The sequence below is a fragment of the Croceitalea sp. P059 genome (assembly GCF_031846365.1).
In the GTDB taxonomy this organism is placed as follows: domain Bacteria; phylum Bacteroidota; class Bacteroidia; order Flavobacteriales; family Flavobacteriaceae; genus Croceitalea; species Croceitalea vernalis.
This window is the reverse complement of the sequence record NZ_JAVRHW010000003.1, coordinates 387428-403052: the sequence shown is the minus strand read 5'-3', so window position 1 is coordinate 403052 and position 15625 is coordinate 387428. Positions and strand designations below refer to the sequence as shown.

Sequence of the window (15625 nt, the reverse complement as noted above, 5' to 3'; positions counted from 1 at the left end):
TTTAATTATTGCTCAGTAGTTCTTTCATGGTAATGGCGTCTTGTTCCAGAAACTCAGTACCGTCAAAATAAATATATTTCCATTTTGATTCTGTGGTATCCATATCAATCTTCCAGTGTTCTATTGGGCCAGAAATCTTTACTTTTCTTTTGGTAGTGTTTACTTGCTCTATTTCAAGACTGTCTACAAGCATCATTAACTCGCTATGATACCACATTACATCATCTATAATAACGCCAAAGTCTTCTTCTCCCCATTTGGATATTAAAAGATCAATACTCAGCTCATCAGGAGCAATACTGACCATTGTTGGTTCGGTTAAATGAATTTCTTCAAAATCCGTTTCGGATTCACATGAGAAGATTAAAAAAAGTAAGAAGAAAACAAACTTTCTCATTTGAGTAGTATGTTATTTACTATTAACGGATTTAGCCCCGTCAATAACTTTCTTCTTTAATCCTTCTTTATAGAGAATGATTTTATCTAAAACACATTTATTAGAGCTACCGATAATTTGGGCCGCTAAAATTCCCGCATTTTTTGCTCCGTCAAGTGCAACTGTCGCAACAGGTACACCACCTGGCATTTGTAAAATAGAAAGTACAGAGTCCCAACCATCAATTGAGTTGGAGCTTTTAACAGGCACACCGATAACAGGTAGCGGTGACATTGAAGCTACCATTCCAGGGAGGTGTGCTGCGCCACCAGCACCAGCAATTATGACCGCATAACCGTTGGTATGCGCATTTTTACTAAAGTCAAATAGTTTTTCAGGAGTTCGATGTGCAGAAACAATATCAACATCTACTTCAATATCAAATCCTTTTAAAATATCAATGGCATCTTGCATGACCGGAAGGTCACTTGTGCTTCCCATTACTACCGCTACTTTACTCATATCTTATTTGCTAATAACCTTAATTTTTTCTTTTACCTCTTGTGCTACTTCACGAGCGCGACCCATATCTTCATCTACAATGGTAACATGTCCCATTTTTCGAAAAGGCCTCGTCTGCTTCTTACCGTAAATATGAGGGGTCACACCTTCTAAACCTAAAATCTCTGTTATGTTTTCATAAACCACATCACCGGTATAACCTTCAGCCCCAACTAAGTTAACCATTACTCCAGCAACTTTACTTTCCGTTTTGCCTAAGGGTAAGTCCAAAATAGCTCTAATATGTTGTTCAAATTGATTGGTATAACTAGCTTCAATGCTATAGTGGCCACTATTATGTGGTCTTGGCGCTACTTCGTTTACTAAAATCTGGTCTTCTTGCGTTTGAAAAAGTTCAACGGCAAGTAAGCCAACAAGATTGATATGTTCTGCAACTTTTAAAGCTACCTCTTGTGCTTTTTGAGCAATATGCTCTTCTATTCTAGCCGGACAAATAACATATTCCACTTGGTTAGCCTCAGGGTGAAATTCCATTTCAACCACGGGATACGTTTTAACCTCACCACTAGCGCTTTTAGATACAATTACTGCCAATTCATTTTTGAAGTTGACCATATCTTCAGCAATACATTCTACATTTGGAAGATTTTCCAAATCTTCGATTTTTTTTACCACTTTGACTCCTTGTCCATCATATCCAAATTGAGCTGATTTCCATACAAACGGAAAACTTAATCCGCCGTTGGTTATACTATCTTTGATTTCACTGGTATAGGCGAATCTTGTAAAAGGCGAAGTAGGTATTTCATTATCGGTATAAAACAATTTTTGTGTTGCTTTATTTTGAATAATTCTAAGTGCTCTTGGTTGTGGATATACTTTTATTCCTTCATCTTCAAGTTTTTCAAGAGCATCAATATTTACATTTTCAATCTCAATGGTCAAAACATCAACATCTTTTCCAAAATTGTAGACAGTATCAAAATCCAACAAACTACCAAGTACAAATTTATCACATGCAATTTTACATGGCGCCTCCTCTGAGCTATCCAATACTTTGGTTTGAATATCCCACTTTCTTGTTTCATATAGTAGCATCTTACCTAATTGGCCACCACCTAAAATACCAAGTTTAAAATCTGAAGAAAAATAGTGCATGTGTAATCAACTTGTGATAAAAACAAAAATACACCGAATTCCCAAAAGGGTGAAGGTTTGCTCTAAAAAGCACATTTAAAAAATGCTATCTTTGCCATCTTCATAAAAAACAAGAATACATTGATAAAGCTACATGACAAGCTTTTTAAACCTTATTTAAGTGAGACGCAAATTTTAGAAGCTGTTCAAAAGATGGCTGATAATATTGCTGTTGACTATAAAGACGAAACACCCATTTTTGTGGGAGTCTTAAACGGTTCATTTATGTTTGTGGCAGATTTTTTAAAAGCCTATCAACATCCTTGTGAAGTTTCTTTTGTAAAATTAAGTTCTTATCAAGGCTTAACGTCTACTGGTATTGTTGAAACTTTGTTAGATGTATCTGAAGATATTGAAGGAAGGAGTGTTATTATATTAGAAGATATTATTGACACAGGTCGCACTTTGCAGCAGTTGGTCAATTTGTTTTCAAATACTAATGTCAAAGAGTTTAAAATAGCATCATTATTTCATAAGCCTGAGATCTATAATGGAGAATACCTCATTGATTATGTAGGTCTTGAAATAGCTGATTGTTTTATTGTGGGGTACGGTCTAGATTACAATGAATTAGGCCGAAATTTGAGAGAAGTTTATCAACTAAACCAAACGAATATGATTAACCTAGTGCTTTTTGGAAAGCCCGGAGCCGGTAAAGGAACTCAAGCTAGTTTCTTAAAAGAAAAATATAACTTGAAACACATTTCTACTGGTGATGTTTTTAGATTTAATATTAAAAATAATACCGAACTAGGTAGGCTTGCAAAGTCATATATGGATAAAGGAGACTTAGTGCCTGATGAAGTCACTATAAGTATGTTGAAAGATGAGGTGGAAAAAAATCCAGAAGCAGCTGGATTCATTTTTGATGGTTTTCCAAGAACAACAGCTCAAGCTGAGGCCTTGGATAATTTCTTGGAATCAAAGGATATGAAAATTGATGCTACTATTGCTTTAGAAGCAGAAGATGATATTTTAGTCGCTCGTTTATTAGAAAGAGGTAAAGAAAGTGGACGAAGTGATGACCAAGATGAGTCAAAAATTCGTAATCGGTTTGATGAGTATAATCAAAAAACAGCGCCGCTTAAAGAATTTTACTCAGCGCAAAACAAGTTTCATTCTGTAAATGGAATAGGGGAGATATCAGATATTACTGAACGTTTGGCTAAGGTAATAGACAGTCTAAGGTAAATCTTAAATTATGCCAGAAGAAGTTATATCACCAAAGTATGCGTTTAAAGGTTGTTTTATTACAGGTTGTTCAGCGGTGCTTTTGTTTTTAATTTCCGCAGCAGCATATTTTATTTATCTATTTTATTTTGATGACTCTATACCCACAGGGTAACTAAACACTTTATTCATTTCTACCTAGGATTGAAAATTTAAACCTTGTAAACCTTAAAAATGACGGAAGGCAATTTTGTTGATTATGTAAAAGCTTTTGTTACTTCCGGTAATGGTGGCAAGGGCTCTGTGCATTTACATCGCGAAAAATATATAACCAAAGGAGGCCCTGATGGAGGAGATGGTGGTCGCGGTGGTCATGTTATAATTAGAGGCAATAGCAACCTTTGGACACTTGTAACTTATAAGTTTAAAAAGCATTTTAAAGCTGGTCACGGCGAACATGGCAGTAAAAATAGAAGTACCGGAGCTGATGGCCAAGATGTGTATATGGATGTGCCTTTAGGGACTGTGGTTCGTAATGGTGATACCAATGAAATTCTCTTTGAAATAACCGAAAATGGAGAAGAAAAGATAGTTGCTGAAGGTGGTATGGGTGGTCGCGGTAATTGGCACTTTAAAACATCTACTAATCAAACTCCTCGTTACGCCCAACCTGGTATTGAAGGCCAAGAACATAATATTGTTTTAGAGTTAAAGTTATTAGCAGATGTAGGTTTAGTAGGTTTCCCGAATGCTGGAAAATCAACGTTACTTTCAGTAATTACTTCAGCAAAACCAAAAATAGCTGACTACGAGTTTACTACGCTAAAACCAAACTTAGGTATTGTTGAGTATCGTGATTTTCAAAGTTTTGTAATGGCCGATATTCCTGGTATTATTGAAGGTGCCGCAGAAGGCAAAGGGCTTGGACATTATTTTCTTAGACATATTGAACGTAATGCGACACTATTATTTTTAATTCCTGCAGACAGTAAAGATATTTCTAAAGAATATGAAATACTTTTAGACGAGTTGCGAAGATATAACCCAGAATTAGTTGACAAACAGCGTATTGTGGCTATATCTAAATCAGATATGTTAGATGACGAATTGCAGCAGATGATGAAGGTAGAATTAGATGCAACTTTAAACGCTCCTTACCTTTTTATTTCTTCTGTTGCCCAAAAAGGTATACAAGAATTGAAAGATGTACTCTGGAAACAGTTGAACGAATAGTGTGTCATTTTAACTTTCTTCAAAGCATTTATTCGTAAATTTAAGTTCATTCCTCATGAAGAACTTTTTTTACATAGTTATTGTGGTGCTGCTAATTTCATGCAATTCGGTAAGAGTCAACTATGACTATGATAAGGTTACCGATTTTACTAATTATAGTACCTATAATTATTTTTCAGATATAGAATCAGGTTTGAGTGAGTTAGACGAAAAGCGTTTGGTAAAAGCTTTAGACTCAAGTTTGCAAGTCAAAGGCTTTCTATTGGCTGAGGAGCCAGATTTTTTCATTAATATTCTAAGTTCCGAATATAGAACAGCACCTAGCAACAACGTCGGTATTGGTATTGGCGGTGGTGGTCGGAATGTTGGTGGAGGAGTTTCAGTAGGTATTCCTGTAGGTAGTTCTGGCTGGCAACGAGAAATTCGATTTGATTTTGTAGATAGCCAAAAAGACGCTTTGTTTTGGCAAGCTGTTAGCGAATCTGGCTACAGAGATAATGCTTCACCTAGTGTTCGTGAAGAAAGGCTTAACGCTATAGTTACTAAGGTATTGGCAAAATTTCCGCCACAGTAATTCACGAAATAGTTTAAAATATGATTGGGTATTTACTTTCTACCGTTCGGTAAGCTTAGATTACCGTTGGTCATAAATTACTTTCCGAGACCTAAGCTCACTTATATATTTGCTTCATAATCAATTAAAACAAAAGAATATATAATGATAGCACTAGTCAAATTAATAGTTTCACTTGTATTAAGCATCTTACTTTAAATATCAATCAACCTTAAAACTTTAAAACATGAAAAATTCTGAAAATATTAAACAAGTAGTATTTATAATTGGCTCAATCACTTTATTGGTTGGCACCTTTTTAGCCATAAGCAGTAAAAGCTTAGCTACTAACTTCTTTCCAATATACATTGGGTTAACTTTAATGGGTACTGCAGTAATGCACAAAGAAGAAAATACCAAGACTTTAGAAACAACAATATGAAGAATAATACTAAAATAGCCTACTTATTTATTGGTGCATTACTACTAGTTAGCGCTATTTTTAGTGTAGCATTGTCAAAGCATATCATTCAAATTCTTTTATTAACAATATTGGGAGTAGTTGCTTTTGTTTTCGCTTTTACTAAAAAGGAGAAAATTGAAATGTTTAATGAAGCCAAGTTGATAAAAAAGAACCCTGCACTAATAATTTCTGCAACATTATTAGCTGTGGTTTTTTCAGGTGGTGTTGGGTTTATTTTTGGAAAGTTGCTTTATCAGTTTGTGCATTAAATTTTAGACTGCTTGAATACTATTTTAAAGCAAAATCTAGACAGTAACTTGACCCTTAGCGCCTCCTTTTCATAGAACTTTACTTTTAGTAAACTTATTTATCTTTGATCGCATTAAAATAATACTGTAAGTTAAAATGAATATTACAGATAAGAACAGAAATCTATTTTTCTGGATTTTACAATTTGCTGGATGGGGTTTTTTGAATTCTCTTTCCATCTTTGTTTTGAAAAATGTCAGCTTTGAGTTTTTACTTTATTCTTTTTTAGGAGGTCTGTTCATTGGTGTGTTTTCTACTTCCCTTTTAAGATGGTATTTAAAAAAAAGCATATTTTTTGAGCAATTTGGGTGGAAAGAATTGCTCAAAATTGTTTTGTCTACAATTACAGCTGCAGCTATTTTTGGTGGGTTAAACATTGTTTTTGGGTACGTTTATGTGAAATTAGGACCTTCATTGTCTTCCGATGAGTTGGATTTGATGAAAATTTATGATAGCAAATGGCTAATTGTATTCAGTTCTATATTCAACGTCTTTGCTTGGGTAATTTGTTATTTGGGCATAAAACTTTTATTGAAGTTCAATAGTAATCGTATTGAGAGATTAGAGCTAAATACGAATCTTAAACAGGCACAATTAAATACACTCAAGGGGCAAATAAACCCGCACTTCATGTTTAATAGCCTGAATAATATTCGAGGTTTAATGCTTGAAGATGTGGATAGGTCAAGAGAAATGCTAACAAAGCTTTCCGAGATGCTTAGATATTCTCTAACTAAGAATAATATTAATGCCATAGCCTTAGAAGAGGAATTGGAGATGGTTGATAATTATATAGATCTTTCTAAAATTCAGTTTGAAGACCGTCTTGATTTCGTTAAGGAGGTGCAGAAAGATTGCTTGCAAGTGCAAATTCCCCCAATGCTAATTCAACTATTGGTAGAGAATGCGGCTAAACATGGTATTTCGAAATTAAAAGATGGTGGCAAGATTAGTTTAAAAGTTCATAAGGAAAATAATGAACTACTAATTAAGGTTTCCAATACGGGCAAATTATCTATTTCCAAAGACTCCACGCAATTGGGTTTAAATAATATTCGTCAACGATTGAAATTATTATATGTTAACAAAGCTCAATTTAAGTTGGAAGAAATTTCCAAGGAAGTTGTGGCTACCATTAATATACCTTTACTATGATTAAGGCGGTAATAGTTGAGGATTCAAGATTAGCGCGTAATGAGCTGAAACAACTTTTAAAAGCGCATACGGATATTGAGCTTATTGGAGAAGCTGAGAATGTTGATGCAGGTTTTGAATTAATTCAAAAGGAAAATCCGGATTTACTTTTTTTGGATATTAACATGCCCGAAAAAGATGGATTTGAGTTACTAGAAATGCTTGATGAGGTTCCAATTACCATATTTACAACTGCTTTTGATGAATATGCTATAAAATCATTTGAATACAACGCCTTAGATTACCTTTTAAAACCAATTAATGAAAAACGTTTTGCATTAGCCATTGAAAAGGTTAAAGCTAAATTAGAAGGTAATGAAGTAGAAGAAGGTAATAACACCGTCAAGAGGCTCTCAGAAAACAGTCAGATTTTTATAAAAGATGGCGAAAAGTGCTGGCTCGTTAAAATTGGCTCTATTTCTCATTTTGAAATTGTTGGAAACTACACTAGGGTATTTTTTGAAGATCAAAAGCCTATGCTTTATAAGTCTTTGAATCAGGTAGAAGACAAATTACCAACTGAATCATTTTTTAGGGTCAATAGGCAACAGATTATAAACACAAATTTTATTGGTAATGTGGTGCCTTGGTTTAATGGCAAACTAAAATTGACCATGAAAAATGGCGAAGAGGTTGAGGTTTCTCGAAGACAATCTTATCTATTTAAGGATAAGATGAGTTTTTAATAACTGACTTTCTTTGTATAAATTTATTTAGTAACCTTAATTACATATGTTGCTAAAGGTTTCTTATTCAAATTTAAATGAAGGTCATAAGTGCCTTTAAATTGAAATTGATGTCTGAGCAAATAGCCATTTTTGACGACCTCTACTTCCGGAATAATGGTTTTAGATTTATTTCCATCATTAAGTGTGAACTGAAACATTTCTTTAACTAATTTCTTTTCGCTTTGAACTATCATTTCAAAAGCAGATTCTTTGTTGAGCGAAATCTTCATTTTATTTGGAGTTATCGGGTAAGTGCCAAATTCAAAAGCATCTTTATAAAGCAAGGGTTCTGCTAAAAAATCTTCGAATTTATAATTAGGATTACTGAGTAACCATTTTTTATCAATAGGATAATGATTTCTTTTAAAATATTCTGGTGAGGTTAAAAAATAACCGTTAACGAAGTTCTTTTTAAATACAGGTATGTCCTCATTGATAATAAAAGTACCTGCAGACCATGTAGCATCGCATAAATACCATTTTTGTTGAAGTTGAATTGCGTTCCAAGAGTGATTAGGTGCGCTTTTTATATTTAAATCCGCATTCAAAACCCTGCCAAAACCGTTGACAATTTCACATTGCAAACCGGCTAAATTGGCCATTTCTTTTATGAGATAGGCGTAACCTGTGCATGCAGTTTTCTTATCATTGACCAATCGCCGAAACATTTTTGGTGTGTAAGATTTATTCCAAGCTAAAAATGAAGCGTTACTTTTCTTTATTTTTTTTCTCTTATTTTTTGTTTTTATATAAGAAACGTAGTCATTCTCAATATTTGTGCAAACCCATAAATAAATAGCTCTAAACTTTTCAACATCGGTTTTTAAATCATTGGTTAAATTGTAAGTTAAAAGGGGTAAGTTTTTTAAACTTGCCCCTTCGAGCTTATTAGCTGTATTATCAGCTTTTTCATAATCAATAAGATTAAAATCTTTTTGTTGACCATGAAGCGCTGTTTGAAAAATTAAAAATAGAGTGAGAAGAAATCTCATTTAAAAAGGCCAATAAATTTTTGAAATATATTTTTCTTTGATTTATAGACACCTTCAACTGCTACGTCTCCCATTAAAATAATATCAGTGTCATCAAATTGAATGTTGATTTCAATAAGTTTTTCTTCAGAAGATTCTACTAAATATTCCTTGGTATCAAAACCTATGTAGCTAAATAGAAGAACGTCACCTTCGCTTAGCTTTTGAGGAAATTCAAACTTACCGTCAAAATCTGTTTGTATACCTATATTGCTGCCTTTTAAAACAACGTTGACTCCAGCTAATGGCAAGTTTTGTGCATCTGAAACTTTTCCTTTTACCGTGTATACCCCCTCTAATTTAACTAGTTTTAATGGGCTGACAGAGTCAGTTTCGGTTTGTACTGTTATTGTAGGTAATTTAACTTTATGAGCATGTAAGTTTGTTGTGCCTGCTACACCGAATAATGAAACTGCAACTACTGCAGCCTTACCAAACCATGAAAATCGAGATGGATTCATGACAATTGGTGTATTGATTTGGTGCTGTATAAACCTGCCACAAGTTTTTGTGGTATTCTCGAGTCGTTTCATAATTTCAAAATTTGACATTCTAGTAAAATCAATGACTTCTTTTTGGCAGTTTTCACAATACCCACCGTCATTGGTGGATTTAAAATTATCGAAATTTTCTGAACAAGGTTCTTTTACGGTAATACTTAATTCTGTTTTCATAATACACTGGATTATTATTATGAAGCCAAACTATCTTATTATTTAGGGTTTTAAAACCAAGAATTAGGCAACTATAGATGTGAATGAGTGAAACAACCTTTGAAATTACGTTAAAGTGATTTCAACAATCCACCATCAATAGGGATATTAGTGCCGTTTATATATGCTGCTTTCTCTGAGGCCAAAAAAGTAACTAAAAAACCATATTCCTCAGGTTTACCAATGCGTTTGACAGGTACATTTTGTTCCATGGTACTTCGAATTTCTTTTTCAGAAACCCCTAACTTTTCAGCTTTCTTAGCGTTAAGTTGTGTAATGCGATCGGTATCAAAATATCCTGTTAGAATATTGTTTACGGTTATGCCTTCTTTGGCAACATCAATAGAGAGACCTTTGCCCCATGTAGTTACTGCCGCTCTTATAGTATTTGATAACGCAAGATAGTTCAGAGGCTCTTTAACCGAAACTGAAGCTACATTAATTACACGACCCCATTTTTGTTTGAGCATATGTTTTAAAGCAAATTCGGTAGTAAATACGACGGTTTTAAAGAGCAAATCAAAAGCTGTTTGATAGTCGTCCACTGTTTTTTCAAGAGCTCCTCCAGCTTCTGGACCTTGAGTGTTGTTCACTAAAATATCAACTGTATTTTCTTTAAAAAAATCAAAAATAATGGCTTTGAAGCCTTGGTAATCATTAAAATTGACTACAAGGAATTGATGTTTTTGCCCTTGATCAGTTGGCAGGTTTTCTAAAATAGCAATGATTTTAGATTCATTACGAGACATTAATGTTACGCTAGCACCACTTTCTGCCAACTGTTGTGCAATTGCCTTGCCTATGCCGCCACTACTGCCGCCAATTAGTGCTTTTTTTCCTTTTAATGATATATTCATAAAGTATACTTTATTGTCTTTTTTAAAAGTTCCTCACCCTTGGGGAGTGGATTTAGAGGTGGGGCTTATTTATATTCTTCTCGGACGGGGCTAAAAATATCCATCAATTTACAAGCAGTTATGGCTTTTCCACCGTGAGGTGTATTAGAAGGAATTACAACAACATCACCAGAGTTGTATGTTTTTGTATGGCCATCTAGCGTAAATTCAAAAGTACCTTCAACTACGTGCATTATCTGTTCATGTATATGATGATGTATTGGTACTTCAGCATTAATTTCTACGTCCCAAAATGCCCAGCTCATTTTTTCTGCATGAATCATTTTGGCATGATACCCTGGCATAATTTCTTTTGATGGTATGTCTAATAAATTCATAAAATTTCTTTTTACCAAGATAATAAGAATCACCAAAGAATTTTAAGCCATTACCTATCTTTGAAAGCAATTTGAGAACTATGCAAGTACATTTTATCGCAATTGGCGGTTCCGCTATGCACAACTTGGCTTTAGCCTTAGCACATAAAGGTTATCAAGTCACAGGAAGTGACGATGTTATCTACGAACCTTCCAAAGGAAGGTTACAATTAAAAGGATTATTACCGGAAGAATTTGGTTGGTACCCTGATAAGATTCACAATAGGATAGATGCAATAATTTTAGGAATGCATGCCAAATCCGATAACCCAGAATTACTTAAAGCACAAGAGTTAGGGGTAAAGATTTACTCTTATCCCGAATTTTTATACGAGCAGTCAAAAGATAAAACACGGGTAGTAATTGGAGGCAGCCATGGTAAAACTACAATTACATCTATGATACTTCATGTATTGAATTACCATGATAGAGAAGTAGACTTTATGGTTGGTGCTCAATTAGATGGTTTTGAGCGGATGGTACACTTAACAGAAGAGAATGATTTTATTGTTTTAGAAGGTGATGAATATCTTTCTTCTCCCATTGACCGAAGACCAAAATTTCATTTGTACCAACCAAATATAGCTTTGTTAAGTGGCATTGCATGGGACCATATAAATGTCTTTCCTACTTATGAAAATTACGTAGAACAGTTTAAAATATTTGTGGATAGTATTGTCAAAGGAGGCAGTATCACATATAACGAAGAAGATGAAGAGGTTAAAATTGTAGTTGAAGCCTCTGAAAATAGTATTCGAAAATTACCTTATCATACTCCTAACTATCGTGTAGAAGATGGCACAACCTTGTTGGAAACCTCAGAAGGAGCAATGCCGATTGAAGTATTTGGCAAGCATAATCTTAATAATCTCTCTGGAGCTAAATGGATATGTCAAAATATGGGCGTTGATGAGGATGATTTTTATGAAGCCATCGCCACCTTTAAAGGAGCATCAAAAAGATTAGAAAAAATAGCTGAAAGTAATAATAGCGTTGCTTATAAAGATTTTGCCCATTCACCCAGTAAAGTGAAGGCAACGACGAATGCAGTTAAAGCACAGTACGCAAACAGAAAATTATTGGCTTGCCTAGAGTTACATACCTATAGTAGTTTGAATGTTAATTTCTTGAAAGAATATAATGGTGCCTTGGATGCTGCAGATGAGGCTGTTGTTTTTTATTCTCCAAAAGCCTTAGCCATTAAACAACTAGAAGTAATTACTGAAGAACAAATTGCGGACGCTTTTCAGCGAAAAGACCTAAAGATTTTTACAGACCCTATTGCTTTTAAAAGCTATTTATTTAGTCAAGAATTAACAGATACATCCTTACTACTAATGAGCTCTGGTAATTACGGAGGCTTAGATTTTGGTGAAATAAAAAGTTTGATTTGCTCTTAGTTGTTTGTTTAAGTGCAGATTTGGCAGAACTCAGTTTTTAGGAATAGTTTTTGTTCGACTGAGACTGTGAAAAACTTTAATTTTTATACAAAGCAGTTATTTTTTGTAAGACCTAAACAATTGGCGTCTATGATTCTTGTTGCCATTATGCTTGGTGTTTCTAATAGTATTATCGAGGAAGACCGTAGTGTAAATGATACACGTATTAAAACTGAAATTCTAGAGGATTTTAATAAAGAAGGTAAAATTAACTAAAACTAAACCCCAAACTGCTTTAAATGGTGGTCTAAATGTTTGTATTCTAATTGACCCCATTGTTCTTTTGTGAACTCACCAAAAGACGGATGTGGATACCAATTTTCTCTTAAGTTCAATTTAGCAAATTCATCAACCAGTGTTTTCAATTTGTCAAATTCTGCCTGAAATTCTTTTGGTTTCTTAGCCTTTAATTGTGGCGCAGTTGGTAAATTTTTTCTCCAAGGTTTATCGTTATAAAGTGATTTTTTAAAAAATGTCTTGATAAGCCAATTTCCTTTTGAACTGTTTTCCCTATTTTCAATGGCTAATTTTAAAGGGTATTGACAATGCCAAGCCATCTGGCCAACAGTCATTTTACCCCATTGACGTTCAGAGTTTTCGTTAAGCTTTTCTAATCTTGACTTAATGTCTTGATGGCCTTCATTCGTCAAAAGTGATTTCATGGTACTGATGATTAAATTAATGAGTATAAGGTACAAACTAAATGACCTAAAAGCCAAATCCAAAAATCAAGTTATCTTTATCAAATGCAAGAAAAGCAAGCTTCATTCTCTATAAAAAATTGGGCTGATGATGATAAACCTCGAGAAAAATTAGCTAAGAAAGGGCGTTCTACACTTTCCGATGCCGAATTGATAGCCATTCTTATTAGTTCGGGTAATAGAGAAGAAAGTGCTGTACAACTTTCTAAAAGAATTTTAGCTTCTGTTAATAATAGCTTGAATGACCTTGGTAAATTGTCTATTCCACAATTGATGAAATTTAAGGGCATAGGTGAAGCTAAAGCAATTACAATTGCTGCTGCTTTAGAGATTGGTAGACGAAGACGTATTGATACCGAAGAAGTCATCAATAAAATTACTAGTAGTGCCAATGTTTTTGATTTATTACAACCCATAATAGGGGAGTTGCCTCATGAAGAGTTTTGGATTATTTATCTTAATAATTCGAATATGGTTCTACACAAAGAACAGTTAAGTAAGGGCGGTATAACTGGCACTTTAGTTGATGTGCGATTAGTTTTAAAACAGGCTTTGGAACAAAATGCAGTAGGTTTAATATTAGCCCATAACCATCCTTCGGGTACATTAAAACCAAGTACGGCTGATAAACAAATTACGCATAAATTAAAGGTAGCCGCTGAAGCTATAGATATAAAGGTGTTAGATCATCTAATCATCACTCAAAAGGCTTATTTTAGTTTTGCAGATGAACAAATTCTTTAAATGCTACTAATATACACTCATAAGATTTCAAAGCGATTTGGCTATGTGATGAAACACATCTTCACTCGTATGTTGGGTATTGAGGTGTCATATACCACTAAAGTAGAAGATTTTATAAAGCACTCTGGACCAAAAATTACCTATACCAAACAACCACTTCAAAATGAATTTTTTATTCGTTCTAATGATTTGCTTTTTGAACAAGGTATTAATGATATTCATATCAAAATAAGTGATTGGGATGGAGTTCCTTGTTTTTTTGAAGCTGGAGAAGGTAGTTCTATACCTTTTGATATTTTTTCTGCGAGTTTTTATTTATTGAGCAGATATGAAGAATATCTACCACATGTTAAAGACGATTTAGGGCGTTTTCCACCAAAAATCAGCCTAGCTTTTCAAAAAGAATTTTTAGAACAACCGGTTATCGATCTTTGGGTGAAAAGGTTATTGGAGAATTTAGTAGGGCGTTTTCCTGATTTAATTTTCAAGCCAAATAAGTATAGGTTTACTTCCATTATCAATGTAACCACTTCACATTCTTATGCTCTTAAAGGTTTTTCTAGAAATATAGCTGGTTTTTTTCTTGACTTAAGTAAGTTTAGAATTAGAGCTCTGGCAAAACGAGTTTCTGTTTGGTTGAACTTAAAGAAAGATCCATATGATAATTTTAACGAATTGCTAGAAATTCACAAGAAATTTAGAGTAAGAACTATGTTTTTCTTTCAGTTTGCAGCCTATTCAGCACACGATAAGAATGTATCAGTCCATAGAAATAAATTCAGATATTTGATTAAATCCGTTGCTGATTATAGTATAGTTTCTTTAAGTGCGTCCATGGCTTCTTCAGCGGATAATTCTATTTTAAAAGAGGAAAAAAAACAATTGTCAAACCTAATCAATCGTCCGATACGTTACGCCCGATTACGGTACAATAAAGTTGTTATTCCTCAAACTTATCGCAATTTGGTCGAAGCAGAATTTACTGATGATTACTCGATGGGTTATTCACATCATGCAGGTTTTAGGGCAGGTACTTGTACTCCTTTTTATTTTTATGATATTAATCTTGAAGTACAACAGCCTATTAAAGTACATCCATTTATGGTTTATGATTATACCTTACAGGAATTTAAAAAACCCGAGCAGGTATTTGAGAAATTAGATAAACTTTATCAGCAGATTAAAAGCGTAAATGGTGAATTTACAATGGTGTTTTCTAATGAACTTTTAGGAGGAAAACATAAGATTAATTGGTTGAACTTATATCAAGCCGTGTTAAAGCGTTATTATGTTTAAGGATAAAGTAACCGATATATTTTTTGATTTAGACCATACCCTTTGGGATTTTGAAAAGAACTCCGCACTTACTTTTGAGAAGATTTTTGAACGAAATGGTTTGCAAATAGACTTAGATAAATTTCTTGAGGTCTATGTTCCAATAAACTTGCAATATTGGAAGTTATATCGTGAAGAACGAGTTTCCAAGGCAGAACTAAGATTTCAAAGATTGAGCAAAGCTTTTAAAGGCTTAAATATTGAAGTTGATGACCATTTAATTCATGTGCTTTCAGACGCATATATTGAGCACTTATCTACTTTTAATCATATATTTCCTGGTACTATTGAGGTTTTGGACTATTTAAAACCTAATTATAGGCTTCATATTATTACAAATGGTTTTGAAGAAATTCAGGAAAAGAAAATGAGAAATTCAAATATTCGACATTATTTTGAGGTGATTGTGAATTCTGAAATGGCAGGCGTAAAAAAGCCAAATCCAAAAATATTTGAACTTGCCTTAAGTTTAGCAAAGGTCGAATCAAAAAACTCACTCATGATTGGTGATAGTCTTGAAGCGGATATTATCGGAGCTAAAAACTTGGGTTTTAGCGTGCTCCATTTTAATGCTCACCAGGAGCCGAAGCATCAGATCTGTGAAATGATTGAAGATTTAAACGAAATAAAAAGTTTTTTATAGA

Annotated in this window: 21 protein-coding genes; 13 read left to right on the top strand and 8 right to left on the bottom strand. The window is 33.8% G+C overall.

Annotated features, from left to right (window positions below; translation table 11 throughout):
* Position 1: 1 nt before the first annotated feature.
* From RM542_RS12060 to RM542_RS12050, 3 genes are read right to left on the bottom strand one after another with little or no spacing between them, the layout of a single operon-like run.
* Positions 2–397 carry a hypothetical protein gene (locus RM542_RS12060; protein WP_311385998.1) on the bottom strand — a complete coding sequence of 132 codons (396 nt, stop codon included), beginning with the start codon at positions 395–397 and terminating at the stop codon, positions 2–4.
* A gap of 12 nt (positions 398–409) precedes the next feature.
* Complete coding sequence (gene purE, locus RM542_RS12055) at positions 410–898, bottom strand: 5-(carboxyamino)imidazole ribonucleotide mutase (RefSeq protein WP_311385997.1); 489 nt, start codon at positions 896–898, stop codon at positions 410–412.
* A gap of 3 nt (positions 899–901) precedes the next feature.
* On the bottom strand, positions 902–2056 hold the full coding sequence (locus tag RM542_RS12050) for a 5-(carboxyamino)imidazole ribonucleotide synthase (protein ID WP_311385996.1): 1155 nt from the start codon (positions 2054–2056) through the stop codon (positions 902–904).
* Positions 2057–2176: 120 nt separating this feature from the next.
* On the opposite strand from RM542_RS12050, the gene RM542_RS12045 reads away from it, so the two are divergent.
* The 8 genes from RM542_RS12045 to RM542_RS12010 all read left to right on the top strand — a co-directional run bounded on the left by RM542_RS12045 (position 2177) and on the right by RM542_RS12010 (position 7703).
* Entirely contained in the window at positions 2177–3286 is a 1110-nt protein-coding gene (locus RM542_RS12045) for an adenylate kinase (RefSeq protein WP_311385995.1), read from the top strand.
* A 10-nt stretch (positions 3287–3296) separates the two neighbouring features.
* Positions 3297–3440: a hypothetical protein gene (locus tag RM542_RS12040; RefSeq protein WP_311385994.1), complete on the top strand. Its 144-nt coding sequence runs from the start codon at positions 3297–3299 to the stop codon at positions 3438–3440.
* A gap of 59 nt (positions 3441–3499) precedes the next feature.
* Positions 3500–4498 carry a GTPase ObgE gene (gene obgE / locus RM542_RS12035; RefSeq protein ID WP_311385993.1) on the top strand — a complete coding sequence of 333 codons (999 nt, stop codon included), beginning with the start codon at positions 3500–3502 and terminating at the stop codon, positions 4496–4498.
* A 55-nt stretch (positions 4499–4553) separates the two neighbouring features.
* Positions 4554–5072 carry a DUF4136 domain-containing protein gene (locus RM542_RS12030; protein ID WP_311385992.1) on the top strand — a complete coding sequence of 173 codons (519 nt, stop codon included), beginning with the start codon at positions 4554–4556 and terminating at the stop codon, positions 5070–5072.
* 226 nt (positions 5073–5298) lie between these two features.
* Positions 5299–5493, top strand: coding sequence for a hypothetical protein (locus RM542_RS12025; protein WP_311385991.1), 195 nt, complete (start codon positions 5299–5301; stop codon positions 5491–5493).
* The gene (locus tag RM542_RS12020; protein ID WP_311385990.1) at positions 5490–5783 is read left to right on the top strand and encodes a hypothetical protein; all 294 of its coding nucleotides are present in this window, start codon (positions 5490–5492) and stop codon (positions 5781–5783) included. Before RM542_RS12025 ends, RM542_RS12020 begins: the two co-directional genes overlap by 4 nt.
* A gap of 136 nt (positions 5784–5919) precedes the next feature.
* Positions 5920–6978, top strand: coding sequence for a histidine kinase (locus RM542_RS12015; RefSeq protein WP_311385989.1), 1059 nt, complete (start codon positions 5920–5922; stop codon positions 6976–6978).
* Positions 6975–7703: a LytTR family DNA-binding domain-containing protein gene (locus tag RM542_RS12010; RefSeq protein ID WP_311385988.1), complete on the top strand. Its 729-nt coding sequence runs from the start codon at positions 6975–6977 to the stop codon at positions 7701–7703. The genes RM542_RS12015 and RM542_RS12010 overlap by 4 nt, the downstream gene beginning before the upstream one ends.
* Before the next feature lie 23 nt (positions 7704–7726).
* On the opposite strand, the gene RM542_RS12005 is transcribed toward RM542_RS12010, so the two are convergent.
* From RM542_RS12005 to RM542_RS11990, 4 genes are all read right to left on the bottom strand, one after another.
* Positions 7727–8737 (bottom strand): transglutaminase domain-containing protein, encoded by a 1011-nt coding sequence (locus RM542_RS12005; RefSeq protein WP_311385987.1) that lies wholly within the window; start codon positions 8735–8737, stop codon positions 7727–7729.
* Positions 8734–9450 (bottom strand): carboxypeptidase-like regulatory domain-containing protein, encoded by a 717-nt coding sequence (locus tag RM542_RS12000; protein WP_311385986.1) that lies wholly within the window; start codon positions 9448–9450, stop codon positions 8734–8736. The genes RM542_RS12005 and RM542_RS12000 overlap by 4 nt, the downstream gene beginning before the upstream one ends.
* A gap of 110 nt (positions 9451–9560) precedes the next feature.
* Positions 9561–10346 carry an SDR family oxidoreductase gene (locus tag RM542_RS11995; protein ID WP_311385985.1) on the bottom strand — a complete coding sequence of 262 codons (786 nt, stop codon included), beginning with the start codon at positions 10344–10346 and terminating at the stop codon, positions 9561–9563.
* A 65-nt stretch (positions 10347–10411) separates the two neighbouring features.
* Positions 10412–10723 (bottom strand): cupin domain-containing protein, encoded by a 312-nt coding sequence (locus RM542_RS11990; protein WP_311385984.1) that lies wholly within the window; start codon positions 10721–10723, stop codon positions 10412–10414.
* An 80-nt stretch (positions 10724–10803) separates the two neighbouring features.
* Between RM542_RS11990 and murC the strand changes: the two genes are divergently transcribed.
* Positions 10804–12162 (top strand): Mur ligase family protein, encoded by a 1359-nt coding sequence (gene murC / locus RM542_RS11985; RefSeq protein ID WP_311385983.1) that lies wholly within the window; start codon positions 10804–10806, stop codon positions 12160–12162.
* Positions 12163–12291: 129 nt separating this feature from the next.
* Positions 12292–12417 carry a hypothetical protein gene (locus RM542_RS11980; protein ID WP_311385982.1) on the top strand — a complete coding sequence of 42 codons (126 nt, stop codon included), beginning with the start codon at positions 12292–12294 and terminating at the stop codon, positions 12415–12417.
* Positions 12418–12419: 2 nt separating this feature from the next.
* Here RM542_RS11980 and RM542_RS11975 read toward each other — a convergent pair whose 3' ends face one another.
* A complete protein-coding gene (locus RM542_RS11975; RefSeq protein WP_311385981.1) occupies positions 12420–12863 on the bottom strand; it encodes a DUF1569 domain-containing protein in 444 nt (147 codons plus the stop codon).
* Positions 12864–12947: 84 nt separating this feature from the next.
* Here RM542_RS11975 and radC point away from each other — a divergent pair, with 84 nt between their 5' ends.
* From radC to RM542_RS11960, 3 genes are read left to right on the top strand one after another with little or no spacing between them, the layout of a single operon-like run.
* The gene (gene radC / locus RM542_RS11970) at positions 12948–13646 is read left to right on the top strand and encodes a RadC family protein (protein ID WP_311385980.1); all 699 of its coding nucleotides are present in this window, start codon (positions 12948–12950) and stop codon (positions 13644–13646) included.
* Positions 13647–14942 carry a polysaccharide deacetylase family protein gene (locus RM542_RS11965; RefSeq protein ID WP_311385979.1) on the top strand — a complete coding sequence of 432 codons (1296 nt, stop codon included), beginning with the start codon at positions 13647–13649 and terminating at the stop codon, positions 14940–14942. It begins immediately after the preceding gene.
* A complete protein-coding gene (locus RM542_RS11960) occupies positions 14935–15624 on the top strand; it encodes a YjjG family noncanonical pyrimidine nucleotidase (RefSeq protein ID WP_311385978.1) in 690 nt (229 codons plus the stop codon). The genes RM542_RS11965 and RM542_RS11960 overlap by 8 nt, the downstream gene beginning before the upstream one ends.
* The last annotated feature ends 1 nt before the right edge of the window (position 15625 follow it).